This window comes from Pseudanabaena sp. PCC 7367 (assembly GCF_000317065.1).
GTDB lineage: Bacteria > Cyanobacteriota > Cyanobacteriia > Pseudanabaenales > Pseudanabaenaceae > Thalassoporum > Thalassoporum mexicanum.
In genome coordinates this window covers 2373434-2388061 of the sequence record NC_019701.1, presented here as the reverse complement: position 1 = coordinate 2388061, position 14628 = coordinate 2373434, and the positions used below count along the sequence as shown (strand labels likewise).

13 protein-coding genes are annotated in these 14628 nt (G+C 46.1%); 5 read left to right on the top strand and 8 right to left on the bottom strand.

The genetic code is table 11. The annotated features are described in order from the left end of the window. The first annotated feature begins 450 nt into the window (after window positions 1-450). The 3 genes from PSE7367_RS09450 to PSE7367_RS09440 all read left to right on the top strand — a co-directional run bounded on the left by PSE7367_RS09450 (window position 451) and on the right by PSE7367_RS09440 (window position 4104). On the top strand, window positions 451-2124 hold the full coding sequence (locus PSE7367_RS09450; RefSeq protein WP_015165142.1) for an FAD-dependent oxidoreductase: 1674 nt from the start codon (window positions 451-453) through the stop codon (window positions 2122-2124). Window positions 2125-2500: 376 nt separating this feature from the next. Beyond that, window positions 2501-3364, top strand: coding sequence for a M23 family metallopeptidase (locus tag PSE7367_RS09445; RefSeq protein ID WP_156800494.1), 864 nt, complete (start codon window positions 2501-2503; stop codon window positions 3362-3364). A 50-nt stretch (window positions 3365-3414) separates the two neighbouring features. Further along, the gene (locus tag PSE7367_RS09440; protein ID WP_015165140.1) at window positions 3415-4104 is read left to right on the top strand and encodes a DUF2301 domain-containing membrane protein; all 690 of its coding nucleotides are present in this window, start codon (window positions 3415-3417) and stop codon (window positions 4102-4104) included. A gap of 284 nt (window positions 4105-4388) precedes the next feature. Here PSE7367_RS09440 and PSE7367_RS09435 read toward each other — a convergent pair whose 3' ends face one another. The 5 genes from PSE7367_RS09435 to PSE7367_RS09415 form a co-directional block, all read right to left on the bottom strand. Further along, a complete protein-coding gene (locus tag PSE7367_RS09435; protein ID WP_015165139.1) occupies window positions 4389-4607 on the bottom strand; it encodes a hypothetical protein in 219 nt (72 codons plus the stop codon). 266 nt (window positions 4608-4873) lie between these two features. Beyond that, a complete protein-coding gene (locus PSE7367_RS09430; protein ID WP_015165137.1) occupies window positions 4874-6226 on the bottom strand; it encodes an MATE family efflux transporter in 1353 nt (450 codons plus the stop codon). A 24-nt stretch (window positions 6227-6250) separates the two neighbouring features. Beyond that, window positions 6251-6712, bottom strand: a complete 462-nt coding sequence (locus PSE7367_RS09425) for an AtaL-like protein (protein WP_015165136.1) — start codon at window positions 6710-6712, stop codon at window positions 6251-6253. A 64-nt stretch (window positions 6713-6776) separates the two neighbouring features. Next, window positions 6777-7052 (bottom strand): ubiquitin carboxyl-terminal hydrolase 14, encoded by a 276-nt coding sequence (locus PSE7367_RS09420; RefSeq protein WP_015165135.1) that lies wholly within the window; start codon window positions 7050-7052, stop codon window positions 6777-6779. A 90-nt stretch (window positions 7053-7142) separates the two neighbouring features. Then, window positions 7143-8792 carry an NB-ARC domain-containing protein gene (locus PSE7367_RS09415; RefSeq protein ID WP_015165134.1) on the bottom strand — a complete coding sequence of 550 codons (1650 nt, stop codon included), beginning with the start codon at window positions 8790-8792 and terminating at the stop codon, window positions 7143-7145. Window positions 8793-9526: 734 nt separating this feature from the next. Between PSE7367_RS09415 and PSE7367_RS09410 the strand changes: the two genes are divergently transcribed. Beyond that, window positions 9527-10405, top strand: a complete 879-nt coding sequence (locus PSE7367_RS09410; RefSeq protein ID WP_015165133.1) for an RNA polymerase sigma factor SigF — start codon at window positions 9527-9529, stop codon at window positions 10403-10405. Window positions 10406-10572: 167 nt separating this feature from the next. Here PSE7367_RS09410 and PSE7367_RS09405 read toward each other — a convergent pair whose 3' ends face one another. From PSE7367_RS09405 to PSE7367_RS09395, 3 genes are all read right to left on the bottom strand, one after another. Then, the gene (locus PSE7367_RS09405) at window positions 10573-11151 is read right to left on the bottom strand and encodes a calcium-binding protein (protein WP_015165132.1); all 579 of its coding nucleotides are present in this window, start codon (window positions 11149-11151) and stop codon (window positions 10573-10575) included. A 229-nt stretch (window positions 11152-11380) separates the two neighbouring features. Beyond that, a complete protein-coding gene (locus PSE7367_RS09400) occupies window positions 11381-12517 on the bottom strand; it encodes a PFE-CTERM domain-containing protein (protein ID WP_015165131.1) in 1137 nt (378 codons plus the stop codon). A 244-nt stretch (window positions 12518-12761) separates the two neighbouring features. After that, complete coding sequence (locus PSE7367_RS09395; protein WP_015165130.1) at window positions 12762-13535, bottom strand: ABC transporter permease; 774 nt, start codon at window positions 13533-13535, stop codon at window positions 12762-12764. Window positions 13536-13925: 390 nt separating this feature from the next. Between PSE7367_RS09395 and PSE7367_RS09390 the strand changes: the two genes are divergently transcribed. After that, complete coding sequence (locus tag PSE7367_RS09390; RefSeq protein WP_156800372.1) at window positions 13926-14627, top strand: DUF1795 domain-containing protein; 702 nt, start codon at window positions 13926-13928, stop codon at window positions 14625-14627. Window position 14628: the final 1 nt, after the last annotated feature.

Here is a 14628-nt window from a genome sequence, read left to right as displayed (position 1 = left end):
TCCAAAAGCCAAAGCTGGCTGGATACAGATCGCTCTAGGCAAAACTCTGATTCAAACAATTGGATCTGACTGGTATTAACAAGCATGATCTGAGGTCACCGCGATCATTATGGCGAAATCTGCATCAAAAAATTTTCATGGTGGAATCTTGGGAGCGGCTCTGGGATTGTGGCTACCTTTGCAGTTACTAAACTTGCAGGCGTAGAGTTGGTAGCGAACTAAGGAGCTTCGCCGATCGATGTTAGAAAATAGATAACAAACTCTAGTGTGATGTTTGAAAGTCGTTTATTTATCTAAAAGTTCTCCTCTAGGATACTACACATATTGACTTGGTTTGTCTATATGCTATGGCTTTGAGTCTTTAAATTTTGATTAAGATTCGCCTTGCAAGTAACTTGGCTGAATGTGCGAAACTATGATCGATAGCCAATTTTAAAACTAGGATGCCAAATGGTTGAAAAGCGAGTTGGGGCAAAAAAGCCTGCGATCGTTGTGGTGGATGATGATCCAGCCGTATTGCAAGCCATTGCCAGAGATCTCCGCCAGCAATATGGCGATCGCTTTCGGATTGTGCGGGCTGATTCTGGGGCTATTGCTTTGGAGGCGGTGCAGCAACTAAAACTCCGCAGCAATACGATCGCGTTATTTTTAGTAGACCAAAGAATGCCAGGCATGAGCGGGGTTGAATTTTTAACCGAGGCGATCGCAATTTTCCCCCTAGCCAAACGTGCCCTCCTGACTGCCTATGCGGATACCAATGCCGCGATCGATTCCATTAATCACACCCAGCTCGACTATTATTTGCTCAAACCCTGGGACCCACCAGAGGAAAAACTCTATCCAGTGGTGGATGATTTACTCCATGATTGGCAAGCCAAATTCAAGCCCGAATTCCAGGGGGTCAAGGTAATTAGCGATCGGTGGTCGCCGGATTCCCATCACCTGCGCGATTTCCTAGCCCGTAACCAGGTTCCCTATCGCTGGCTGGACATTGAAAATAACCATGAAGCCCAGCAATTAGTCACCTATGCTGGCGAAAAAAATAACCCTTGTTTACCTCTGGTGTTGCTGCCCAGCGGTGAAAAGCTGGTCAAGCCCAGTCCGGCTGAATTGGCTCAGCAAGTGGGGATGCAAACCGAAGCAACCAAGCCCTTTTATGATCTGGTGATTGTGGGTGGAGGGCCGGCTGGTTTGGCGGCGGCGGTTTATGGTGCTTCCGAAGGGCTGCGCACCGTAATGATCGAGCGGGAGGCTCCCGGTGGTCAGGCTGGCACTAGTTCCCGGATTGAAAACTATCTTGGCTTTCCGGTGGGGCTGAGCGGTAGCGATCTGGCGCGGCGAGCGGTGACCCAGGCCAAACGTTTTGGCGTAGAAATTTTGACCCCCCAGGAAGCCACCTCAATTCGGGTTGAAGATAATTATCGAATCATTACCCTATCCGATCGCAGTGAGATTAGTTGTCATGCGATGATTCTGGCGATGGGTGTATCCTGGCGGCGGCTGACTGTGCCCCAGATCGATCGCTTTACTGGTGCTGGCGTATATTATGGCGCGGCGCAAACCGAGGCAGAAGCTTGCCGAGATGAGGATGTATATGTGGTGGGTGGCGCTAACTCAGCGGGGCAGGCAGCCATGCATTTTTCTAAATATGCCAGTCGGGTGCGGATTCTGGTGCGGGGTGAATCGCTGACTAAGAGCATGTCTCAGTATTTGATCGATCAAATTGAGGACACTGCAAATATTGAAGTTTTACCGTTTCATAGTGTGCTCGAAGCCAAGGGCAACAATCGCCTCGAAGCAATTTTGGTCAAGGATAGCCAGAACGATCAAATCAAAACCTTCGACACTAATTCCCTGTTTATTTTTATTGGTGCAACCCCCAGTACCGATTGGCTAGATGGTGTGATTGAGCGAGATGAACGCGGCTTTATTTATACCGGCCCCGATGTAGGTAAAGATCTCCCCTGGCCGTTAGAACGCGATCGCTTTTTACTGGAAACTAATATGCCGGGTATTTTTGCGGTGGGTGATGTACGGCATGGCTCAATTAAGCGGGTTGCATCGGGGGTTGGCGAGGGCTCCATTTGTGTGCAGTTTGTGCATCGCCATTTGGCAGATGTTTAATCACTAATACGGCGTTGGACATTGGACATTGGTAAGATGATTTAACAATTAAGCGATCGGTCAAACTTAGATTAGGCATATATTTGATGTTTTTGTGGATCGCATTTTCGTCTCTAGATTATGCAATGCCGCCAATACTTATGCTTTAGATGATCTTAGGAATAACTTTTGGATATAAAGTAAAGATCTCATTCCCAGATCGATTACAATGCTGATTTAATCGCAAAGGCAATCAGGGATAAATTGCATGTTTCACGATTTTGTGCTGGCGGCTCGTCTGCAGGCTGAATTACAAACCATTTACGATCGCTTTACGCCAATTAACCTACTGGCTAAATTTCAAGCTGTTTTAACTCAACCTAAACGGCTTAGATTCATGGGCTTGTTGATGGCAAGCTTGCTATTGGCGATCGCCCCCGCCCTGCTGCAACCGGCGCTGGTTTCTGCCCAACAGATTGCCATTTCGCCCCCCAATCCAGAGCTAGGCGATACGATCTCGGTGGTGATCAATATGCCCCCCAATCAGGCCACTAATACCAACCCCTATGTATTATTCAAGCAAAAGCAATACCCAGCCTTTGCGATCGCTCCTAATCGCTGGCGCGCATTGCTACCAACCACACCCCTCGATGCACCGGGACTTAAGCAAGTACAAGTAGTTATGCCATCTGGCTCTCAGGCTTATAACGTAAATTTACAAAATCGCAGCTATCCCACCCAAAGCATCTGGCTCAGCCCTAGCAAAAGCTCGATCGAGGGGACAGACCATGAGTTCGATCGGGTTGATGCCTTCAAGAAAATTGTCAGCCCTCAAAAATTCTGGCAAGGAGCCTTTATTCGCCCCAGCCAGGGCTCGGTATCCACGGTTTTTGGCGTACGACGCTATTACAATGGTGAGTTTGCCAATGACTATTATCACCGGGGCGTGGATTATGCCGCCGGAACCGGATCGCCAGTTTTTGCCCCAGCGGCGGGCTATGTACGCTTGGTTGGTACAGTGGGGCAAGGCTTTCAACTACATGGCAACACCGTCGGCATCGATCATGGTCAGGGCGTGTTGAGTATTTTTATTCACCTCAGCCGGATTAACGTCAAAGAAGGTGATTTTGTCCAGCCAGGTCAGGTAATCGGTGCGGTTGGCTCGACTGGAATTTCCACCGGCCCCCATTTGCATTGGGGGTTATATGTAAACAATGAAGCGGTCGATCCAGTGCCCTGGCGCTATGATGGGATTGAATAGATAGAATGTAATGTTATGCAAATACAATTGATATTGCTGGCGAGGTAACTATGACTACAAATTCCACCGCTAATTCCAGGCAGCCAGAGATCCCGATCGAAACTGTGTACAAAGGGCAGTTCGGCGAATTTACAGTTGGCCCTGACGATCGCCAGGAAGTGATTATTTATCGGGCGGCGTTGGCGATCGCAGCAGCAAGCTTTTGTGGTGCGGTCACGGTTGCCTTGCAGGGGCAGAATTTAGCGATTATGCCCAGCTTAGTTACTGGACTATATGCAGTGTTTTGTGTGGCACTGGCGATCGCCCTCACCAAGATTCATATTTATTTGGCACTGCTGCATCGTACCCTCCAGGCTTTCCTGGCAGTTGGTTGCCTTGCCTCCGTGGCAATTGCCTTGCAAAGTGGCGAGAATTTGGCGATCGCCGTCTATCAACAACCACTAACTCTAATTGGCGTGGGCTTTACCTTTGCCGCCTTAACGGGAATTTACTTTAAGGAAGCATTTTGCTTCAATCGGTTTGAAACTAAAATTCTTACTGTATTAGTACCTTTTCTGCTGGTGGGGCATATGGTAGGTAAGCTGCCGATCGCTGCTGAGCAGGTACTCTTGGCCGTCTGGGCAATGTTGTTTTTTATCTTTGCACTGCGCAAGCTGTTTCAGGATATCCCAGCGGATATTGGTGATAAGTCGGTATTTTCCTACTTAAAATCACAACGGCAGGCAAAAAAACAAGCCTAAGTTAACTAAGTTAGCCTTATTCTTCCTAATATCAAATCCTTGGGATCGCTTACATAGGCAACGTAATGGTCGTAACGATTACAAGCATTTTAAATGAGGTTATTCAACAGGATTCGGGATAACCTAACTAGGTTTTGGTGATTTCCCGCACCGGAATGATTAAGCAATTGGAGCGATTGTAATCAAGCTGGCGGCGATCGCTAAATCAGCCAATTGAATCGAACGTGACTGTAACAACAAATCGCAAAAGTAAAAGATCAAAATCTAAATATTTAAATATCTAACTAAATATCACAGCGGAAGGGGGGAAAGAGATTTTTGCCCTGCACTTTTAGTTTGATCCGATCGACATCTTGAAACGGCGAAACTTCGTAACACAAGCGTTGGTGATTTTCCCATACCCGATAGGCGGCCTGAAACGAGTCACAATCGACCACCATCTCACGGCTTTCCATCCGAATATCGCAACTGGCTAGGCTGTTGATCATTTCTGTCTTCAGCATTGGCTCCATCTCCTTGCTTGTTGCTTAATAATCCTTTGGCAATTTGCATCTCGCTCATTATGGTTGCATTTTCAACCTGAGTGCAATGTCCCATGCCACTAGGAGTATTTTAGATATCTTATGGCTTTAAAAGGTATTCAAATTACTTCTACCTATTGATTTAATAATTGCTTTATATTTAGATACCCTAAGTCTATCTATCCATTAAAGCCTCAAGGTTTGTGGCAATGGCCAGACATCCCACGGGGAGCTTAATATAGACAAGCTCAAGTGGCGGATTTGATCGTTTTGAGGCTGCTGGGAATCTTAACCGCTAAGGTGATCGCCCGCGCCAGCATAAATCCAGCTAAGGCCAGCCAGAGTAAATGATTACTACCCAATTGCCAGGCCAGATAGGCGATCGGTGCAAACCCTACCGCTGCCGAGATTAAGGCCGCATTCCGCAATGTTGCTCCAGCGGTGAGGCCAATGAAATAGCCATCTAACACAAAGGCGATCGCACCAATGCCCAGAATTGGCAGCAACCAGACCACATAATTGCTAATAGTCGCCACAACATTGCTATGACTGGTTAGCAATGCAAACAAAACCGCAGGCGCATAAATAAAACCACATGCCGCCAGAATGCCGATCATAAAGCTTGCCACAGCAGAAACCTGGAGTAGGGCAACCAATTGACGGCGATCGCCATTCCCTTTAAAAATCCCCACCAGGCTCTCAGTTGCGTTTGCAAATCCATCAATGAAATAGGCGGTACTGGTAAATACCTGCAAAAGGAGCGAGTTGGCCGCCAGGGTAGTGGTGCTTAGGGCAGAACTGAGATTAGTAAAGGTGGAAAATACGGTGATCAACGCGAAAGTGCGCAGCATGATATTGCCATTGAGGGCAAAGGTAACACCGATCGCCTGGGGATTAAATACTGCTTGCCTGAGGTTGGTTAATTTGGGCAGGGTAAACTGGCTTAAACTACGTTGCACCAACCCGATACCAAGTAACAGAGTGAGATACTGACTGGCGGTGGTGGCGATCCCTGCGCCGGTGCTTTGCCATTGCAACTCAACCACAAATAAGTAATTTAACAATACATTCGCACCACTGCCCACGATCGATAGTAATAAAACCTTGATACTTTGGCTTTGCCCCAGGAACCAACCCACCAGCACATAATTAATTAAAAACGCTGGCGCTGCCCAGATCGTGGCATTGAAATATTCCCGACCAGAGTTCTCAACCGCAGCACTGGCCTGAAAGAATTGAAAGCCCAATTCTCGTAAAGGTAATTGCAATAGCAAAATCGCCATGCCGATCGCAGTGGCCAAGAGCCCATTCCGAATCAGGGTGAGCAAAATTTCAGCGCGATCGCCTCGCCCCAGAGCCTGGGCAGTGGTTCCAGTGGTTCCCATCCGCAAGAACCCAAATGACCAATAGATATAGTTAAACAACACCGTTGCCAGACTGACACCAGCAAGATGGCGAATTTGATCGAGGTGTCCTAGAAAGGCTGAATCAATCAAACCCGCCAGGGGCACCATCAAGTTGGAAATAATATTTATGATCGCAAGGCGCAGGAATTGGGGCAGAAATTCATAGCGATCGCCTGAGAGCGTCCATTTGGACATGTTGAAATTGAAATTGAAATTATTTTACTGACTCGGCTCAGCTTGCTGTTCTGCTGCATTCTTGGTGTTAAAAACCGCCGTTTTAATCACACCATTCAGTTCCTTTTGCATCGCTGCTTCAACTTCCATTGCTTCCGCAGAATCATTATGGGGTTGCCAATCGAGCGCATAGGTCAGAATCAGCGGATCGCTTGGGTTTACTTCCGTTGGTTGCAAAATTGCATTAAAGGCACGACCCACAAAAATAGGATGATCGACCAGGGCATGCATGATTTCGTATTTGACTGGATCGATCGTGAGGCGTTCTTTAATTAGCTTGCCCTTGTTCCGCATTTGCCGTAGCAAACCATCTGCATATTCTTCTAATACCTGATAGTCCTGCACCGAAGTATTGTACTTACCTGGGTTCTTGGCCTTATCAACCATCACTGACCAGAGGGTTTCAAGCGGGGCATTAACTTGGGCACTGTAGATCGCGTGGGGCATTTGCTTTTGATTCGATGATTTACATATGAATAGCTAAACTTTTAAGAGACATGATGAGAGCTGGTTAACCAACAACCTCTTTATCTTCATAACACCAGAGCCAATTTTCCCCTGGCTCGAAAGATTTAACGATCGGGTGCTTGGTGGCCTGATAATGCTTGGTAGCATGTTTATGCTTGGAAGAATCGCAACAGCCCACATGGCCACAGGTCAAACAAAGCCGCAAATGCACCCAGGTATCGCCCATTTCTAAACATTCCTGGCAACCTTTACCACTGGGCGTAACTGCTTGAACCGAGTCCAGATGGGTGCAGGTTGGTTGGGGGCGAATTGAGATCATGGCAGTTACTCAGCGATCGTAAACTTCCAGCTAGTATGACACAAAATCTATGCTGATCAAGACGGATCAAGACTGATCAAGATTTCTGGATTAGATCAAAAGCCCCAGTAGGGATAAGTTGGAATCCGCATAATCATCTAAAGTTGTTGATTGTTCCTGTTTGGCGATCGCCAATTGCTCAGTTAGTTCATCCACCGCGATCCCAGCCTTAGAGAGCGATCGGGTTAGTTTGTCTTTAATCGGCTTGAGCATGAGCCGAATTTGAGCAGCGCGAATATTTTCCGGGGCGCTATCTTCCACTAGAACATGGCTACGCAGGAGTAATATGTGATTAAAATTACGATTGGTCACGATCGCCTTTACTTCTCGCCCTACCTCTTCAATGAAGCGTTTGCTAACATATTTCAAAACCACTGGTTCGAGTAAGAATAAAACTTCTCTTTTGGCGGAATTTTTCTCCACTAACTTTTCTATCAACGATCGCCACCGCAACGATTCGATCGCATCCAGCAATTCAGAGCCCGACGAAGTTTCTTCCATGCTCTCGCGCAATTCATTTAGGGAAACCGGACGACGTTTGATCGCCAACCAATAGACCACATCGGTTTCCAACTCAGACAGGCGATCGAACTGCTCATAAAGCAAGTTCCGCAGGATATCACCCAGGGCTAGTTGGGTTTGTTTGAGGAAATCGCTTACATTGCCATCAAACAACTCCTGGATCGTGGAAGAAACAATCCGCAAGGCCGCAGGATTACCGCGATACTGACCATTCAGCGCATCCAGGCCATTCTCTTTGCCCGAAAACCCCCTGGCTTGCAACAATTTCATCGCTCCTTTGCGCTGGAGGCCACCCAAATGAAACGATCGAGTAAATTGCCCTTCCCCCTCTAGCATTGCCACTTCCTTTGGTTGTTCCCGACTGAGCAACACCAAACAGCTTTGATGACGTTCTTTACCCAGGCGTTGGAGCAATTCGCCATACTCTTCGCAACCCTGGCGATATAGCCCCACCAGTTCGCCATCTTGCATCACGGTTTCAAAGTCATCCAACACAATCAAGCAGCGTTTGGCTTTGAGCACTTCCATCAAATAGGGCAGATCGAGGCGGGTTTCCTGGGAATTAGTCAAAAACTGAAACCAATCCGCCAGAATTTGGCCGATCGGTTGTACATCCCGCAGCGATCGCCAGATTAAATATTCAAACTCCCCCTGCACCTTTTCGATTAGCTTTACGGTTAGAGCAGTTTTACCAATCCCTCCCATACCCCAGATCGCCAGGAGCCGCGTCCGATCGATCGTAATCCAGCTCGCCAAATCAGATAATTCCTGCGATCGGCCAAAAAATAACGGTACTTCCGGCGCTTCCCCCCAATCGGTCGTGCCACAGCCATTACTTGATTCGGCTGGCACTACCATGCGCACCTTATAGCCCCTGGCTTCGATCCACTCGCTCACTTTGTCCCAGCGCAAGGTATTTAGTGGCTGTTCGGCCAAGGCTTCAATATAGCGGTATAGCCCCTTATTGAGATCAACCCGCAGTGTGCCCGAAGTCCAATTTAGCTTAAAGGCAATTTGGCCGGGGCGAAAGCGACATAGCAATCCGCGCAAACAGGCTTTTTCCACTGATCGAAGCGGTTTGGTGTTGATCGCCTCAATATCAGCATATAGCCGGTCTAGGTCCCAGTTCTGTTGCGCCTCTGGAAATAAATTATCGTACTCGTCTGGGCTCGAAGTCATGGCAGGGGATCGCCATTAAGCATTTAGTGAACTAGATCAAATTGAGCTGAGCAGTTTTTAGTTGTTTATCTAGAAGTTATGTTCTGGCAGCTAGATCACAGGGATCGCAGCTTCAGAATTGAGATCAAGTCCAGTTGAATACACTGAGAATACACTGAGTGTAAATCGCTACAACCAAAGCTATTTAAGCATCATGATCGCAATCGATCAGCAGGATTTGATCAGACATTTAAATTCGGACATTTAAATAAAGAACAAAGTTGCTGCTAATGCCCATAAAACTACCACAAAGTCATATTACCAAGCGATTAAGGCAGCGATCTAACAACTTTTACTAACAGACTGTTAGGTAGCGATCGCCTTAGCCTTTAGTAAATTCCTAACAAAGCAGTAGGTGACTTTAGTAATACTGCCCAGTTAATCTTGATTCATAACGGCAATAGCTAGTTAGTCTTTGAAATCTAGCAAGTTTAAGCAAAGTTAGTAAACCACAGTTATCTAATTTTTGCTTTATCAAAATTTGCATGATTCAGACTAGCTGGTCAGAAATTAAAAATTTGTTTTTAACAAATATCTTGAAATCAAAAGTCACAGCGTGACCGAAATAGCGACATGGGGAGGGAGTTGCCGTTATTAGTTAGTTTTCTTTACTTGATTATTTTTAATTGATTTATTGATTACTAACACCATTGACAAACCAAAATGCAGAGTTTATTAAATTTGGGATAGCTATTATGATTGCCAGTATTGAAAAAACAATTGACAAAGCAAACAAACCGCTTCAATTCAGCGTTGCTAAAAATACCCTGGCTCACCGGCAAATCGTTAATCAAATCGGTGTCAGGAAAGAATTTTCCCGCGAAGACAAGAGTGTGACCCTGGAATTGCTCAAGGCCTACAAGCGATCGCCATCAAAACGCATTCGTACCAAACTGGTCAACTTGAATATTGGCCTGGTCAAAAAAGAGGTCGGCTATTGGTCTAACCAGAGCGCTGAGTCCTACGAAGATTTGCTGCAGGTTGGTTCGATTGGTTTGATCGGCGCGATCGAACGATTTGAACTCAATCGCGGCTATGCATTCAGTTCCTTTGCCACTCGGTACATTCGTGGTGAAATCCAGCATTATCTGCGTGACAAAAGTTCTACTTTGCGGATTCCCCGTCGCTGGATGGATCTGCACAATAAATCAATCCGAGCCGCTCAGCAATTGCGCCGCGAGTTGCGCCGGGAACCCTCCGATCGGGAATTGGCGGCGGCTCTAGAAGTTTCTCTATCAGAGTGGCAGGACATCAAGCTAGCCCATCAAAACCGCAGTCCGGTCAGCCTTGATGCACCGATCAGATGCGATGAAGCCAATGGTACTTGCTTAGCCGAATTGGTACCCGATCCTAAGCATTGCTTGCAAGTGAGCCAGGAAGACAGCATTCGTTTGCATCAAGCCTTGGGGCAGCTAGAAGAACGCACCAGAGCGATCGTGGAGTTTGTATTTTTGCAAGACCTGACCCAACGCGAGGTAGCGAAAATGATGGGGGTGAGTGCAGTAACGATCTCACGCCAACTCAAAAAGGGGTTAGAAAGCCTGAAGCAGGTGATGCAACAACAGGCTGCCTAGGTCTTGGAATTAGCAAATTTATCTGAGTTTAAAAATAAAAAACTAAATCTAATTAACTACTTTGCGATTGGCTGGGTAATGGTTCTACATAAACCAACCTGGCCATTTTTATTTCACTGGAGTAATTGACCAGCAAAAATAGCATGTTGATGATTCGCAACCAGTCACTACTCAAGAATGGAGACAAGAACGGGGGTAGGGCTAATATCTATACCGAAGTCTGCTCCAGTGATCGCGGAGCTATTAAAGTTTTCAATAATACCGAGAAACAGACCCGTGCTGTTGTCCTGGATAATCGTATGAGCTGAATTAGCTCCTGTACCCTGAGAAATACCCAAATCAGCAAAGCTCAAGCCATTAGATAGCCCCAGTAAATCTCTACCTAACTCACCACCCTGGCTGAAGTCAGTAATCCGATCGGCAGCAGCGATCGACGTGCTACCGGTGCTGCGATTATCCAGCACAAACAAATCATTTCCAATGCCGCCTGTGAGGACATCGGTGTTGCGATCGCCCCAAAGTTCATCATCGCCGCGACCGCCAAAAACGGTATCGTTATCGCGGCCGCCATGCAGGGTATCGCTACCGACGTTGCCGTTGATAACATCATTGCCCTGATTGCCGTTAATATTATCTGTACCACCAAAGCCACGGGCATTATCATCACCAGCATTAGCAATGACTGTATCGGCATTATTCGTGCCATCGATGAAGTCATTAGTGCTAGTACCAAGTAGAAGTGCCAATTACCCCTCCAGTAGATTGCATAAGTATTTTGCAAATTTGAGTACAAATGCAGAACTTACGCGAAGCAATATCTATTAGAAGGATTTCAAATTCCACCTAGATTATGCTTCCTAAAAACACGCAAGTCCTGCTCAAGAAAGAATCACCACTATCTACACCGCATAACTAACCAGCTACTAAACGCAGTAAAACGATGGGGCAAGCTAAGCTAGTTGTATTGCGTTTTGCCTAGACCTTTCTAGCTTTCTTCTTTTTCATCCACTTTCTGCCAAATCGCTCCACACCAAACAAACCACCTAGCATCAAAATGCCAGTAGTTGGCGAAAACTCAAAGGGCACAGGCGTAGGGTTAAAGAACCAGGGAGCGGTGGAGTTAAAAAATATACTGTTACTTGTAATTACAGCATCATCTGCACTTAAGAAAGATCCACCACTCTGGGATACCGCAAATCCAGTTTGAGCATTATCAAAATCAATCACAATATCGGCGGTTGCATCCAGGCCAGCAAAGGTGAGATTCCAGGTATAGTCATCGGCAGTGCCAGCAATACTATCCAATCCAGCTCTTGCATAGAGGAAGCCAGCAACATCATCCGCCCCTAGAGTACGTTGCGCCTCGCCATTGAATGTTCCTTGCTGCATTACCCCTTCGGTACTGCCAAACCCCAGCAAACCACCAACAGCGCGATCGGCATTAGCTGAGAAATTATCACCTACAGGTAAATTTGCAATATCTCGACTATAGGTAGTGGAATCAACTACACCTAAATTAGTGGCAAAGGGATTGTTATCGGCAATGCGAAAATAGTTGAGGTTCACATCATCACCGCGCATATCATCGGCAGAGCCAATTACATTATCTGCTCCATCATCTAGATCAAACGCATCATTAGCACCATCGGTGGTTGCGGTATATTCTCGATCGCCCCCCACAAGGCCAGACTCAGAGGCTAAATTAATATGGTCTAGCCCCATAGAATGCCCCATTTCATGCAAAAGCACTGATTCAAAGTCAAACTGGGCAAATGGCACGTTTGCTGTGGTCAGGTTCCCCGTTGTAGGCACTAGCCCATTCATAGTGGCAATCACATTCTGAACAGGAGTTACCATCTGGGCAGCAAACATACTGGTTGGATCGATACCCACACTGATCGTTAATGCTGCCGCTACCCCCGTATAACCAATCACATGGGTAACACGATCAACACCGAACATTTCGCCAGCAAAAACATAAGCAAATGAGTGAACTGGCCTCGCTGCGGTCATACCAACCGCTGCTGATATCAATCCAGCACCGCAACCAGCGATCGCTCTGGATAAATTTTTATTCTTCACCACAATTACACCCCCAGAATCTAAATACATTAATGAATCACAAACATTAATGACTTAGATCTACCAGCCTGAAATTTAGTCACATATTTGCGATCTGTTACTAACATATGTTGAATTGACACAGCTTGCAACTATGCTAATGCTTGCTATAAACCTTATTCAATCAATTAAGCGGTATAGCTTCCGCAAAATTGCTTAACTATTTTTGTTGATATATTTATTAACCAAAATGTGGAGTTACAGAAAAGATAGATAAGTTATAGAAATAGAAATCCTAGAATTGGCGGCGGGCAAAGATCAGCATCGCCAGCGCCAGCATGATGCAAGCATAGGCCAGGATATATACGCCATTGTTGAATAGCTCTGCACCACTGGGCAAATAGGCAACCACCGCATCATTTTTGAGGTTAGCCCGCGATAGATCTGGCAGCACCAGATAGATAAACTCAGTTGTTTTTTGCATCGCCGGATTTTCGGCCAGTTCCCCCAGCTTCAAAATATCCGCGCTGATATTACCCATCAAATAGGCAGCAAAAGTTAGTAATGCCGCGATCAACGAGCTGGTAAAGGTGCTGAAAAGAATAGCGATCGCGCTGATTAACATCAATTGCCAGAAGGTAAAGAAATTAGAAACCAAAATTGCGCCGATCGGGATTTGGATGCCAGAGATGAGCATCAACACCACAAAGATTGCTGACATCACCGCAATCAGGCTGGCCAAAACGATCGAAATCCCTAAATGCTTACCCAAAACAAACTCAGCCCGACTGAGGGGTTTGGCCACCAGTACAAAAATGGTGCGCTTATCGATCTCGCGGTTGATTAAACCCGTGCTCACAAACACCGCCACAATTAGGCCAACTACCTCGATCGCGGCAATGCCAACATCAACGGTAATTTTTTCATGGGTGTTGGCAGAAACCGATGGTAATAGGGTCAATGCCGCCACCAAAACAAAAACATAGAGCAGCGCCAGATAGAGTACCTGCTCACGAAACACCTCTTTGACCACATTAGAAGCGATCGCCAAAATTCGACCAAAATTCATACCCGCACACTCACATTAAAAAAAGCAACTAAACCCGATTAATTTGAATCGATCGAAATGGAATAAGTGATTGAATTCATTACTCTTGATATTGTATTGTCAAGATTCAACCACAATCAATGCCTAAGTATATCCACTGCTTAATATTTAACTTAATAAATCACCCCACATTGCTTTTGGCCGCATATTCTGGGCAATTAGTCACTTAGTCAGTTGAACTCAGCGCCTCTGTGGCTAAATATCATTACCTGGGCAGGACTATCAATATCCTTATATCTATAGTATGTATTTAGGTACAGTTACGCAGACTTAAGATCCGATTAGCAGCCCATGCCAATAATGATCAAAATCCACAACCGACAGGTCTGTAAAACTGGATTTAGACTAAGTTTGAGTTTAATAGTTATACTCTGGCTAGGCTCATGCAGTTGGGGCAAGCTAGAACCTGATTTGAACCCAGCAACTCCTAGCCCTACCCTACCTGGCCTGAGCCTGGAGCAGCTTGAGAATGTCCAGCTTGCCGATCGCCACCTGGCTAGTGATAGCAGCTTTTCTTTGCAACCGCCTCTGGGCTGGCAGACCAAAACTGTGACGGGCTTGACTTATGCAACTTTTGTTCAGGATATTCAGAATATTCAGAATATTCAGGATGTTGAAGCTGCTAATAACCAGCATGATGCTCCTGGCGATCAACCGGAACCAAGTAACACAATCGATCAACCAGCTCAACCTGAGCAAAATCAGCCTGAGGGCGATCGCTACCAGGCTAACATCAGCATTTTTAGCGATACCTACGACGGTGCCTTAGATGATTATGCCAATGTAAATATCAATTCAGTCAGCAAAGCTTTTCAAAACTTCCAGATCCTGAGCCAAAGCGATTTCATCACAAATTCTGGTTTAGCTGGCATTGTGATTGTGTCCCAATCAGAGCAGCTTGGCAATCAACTCCAACAATGGTTTTATATTTTTGATGCCCCTGCCAATCGTAAGCTAGTAATTACTTGCTCAGTTCTGGCCAATGATGCCGATCGTCTGGCACCCATATTTGCCGCTAGCATTAAAACTTTGCAAATCGAGTCCACCGAATAAA

What these genes read in the sequence shown, in the direction of transcription:
- PSE7367_RS09450 (WP_015165142.1), top strand. Translation starts at nt 451, where the DNA reads ATGGTTGAAAAGCGAGTTGGGGCAAAAAAGCCTGCGATCGTTGTGGTG.
- PSE7367_RS09445 (WP_156800494.1), top strand. Translation starts at nt 2,501, where the DNA reads ATGGGCTTGTTGATGGCAAGCTTGCTATTGGCGATCGCCCCCGCCCTG.
- PSE7367_RS09440 (WP_015165140.1), top strand. Translation starts at nt 3,415, where the DNA reads ATGACTACAAATTCCACCGCTAATTCCAGGCAGCCAGAGATCCCGATC.
- PSE7367_RS09435 (WP_015165139.1), bottom strand. Translation starts at nt 4,607, where the DNA reads ATGCTGAAGACAGAAATGATCAACAGCCTAGCCAGTTGCGATATTCGG.
- PSE7367_RS09430 (WP_015165137.1), bottom strand. Translation starts at nt 6,226, where the DNA reads ATGTCCAAATGGACGCTCTCAGGCGATCGCTATGAATTTCTGCCCCAA.
- PSE7367_RS09425 (WP_015165136.1), bottom strand. Translation starts at nt 6,712, where the DNA reads ATGCCCCACGCGATCTACAGTGCCCAAGTTAATGCCCCGCTTGAAACC.
- PSE7367_RS09420 (WP_015165135.1), bottom strand. Translation starts at nt 7,052, where the DNA reads ATGATCTCAATTCGCCCCCAACCAACCTGCACCCATCTGGACTCGGTT.
- PSE7367_RS09415 (WP_015165134.1), bottom strand. Translation starts at nt 8,792, where the DNA reads ATGACTTCGAGCCCAGACGAGTACGATAATTTATTTCCAGAGGCGCAA.
- PSE7367_RS09410 (WP_015165133.1), top strand. Translation starts at nt 9,527, where the DNA reads ATGATTGCCAGTATTGAAAAAACAATTGACAAAGCAAACAAACCGCTT.
- PSE7367_RS09400 (WP_015165131.1), bottom strand. Translation starts at nt 12,517, where the DNA reads ATGTATTTAGATTCTGGGGGTGTAATTGTGGTGAAGAATAAAAATTTA.
- PSE7367_RS09395 (WP_015165130.1), bottom strand. Translation starts at nt 13,535, where the DNA reads ATGAATTTTGGTCGAATTTTGGCGATCGCTTCTAATGTGGTCAAAGAG.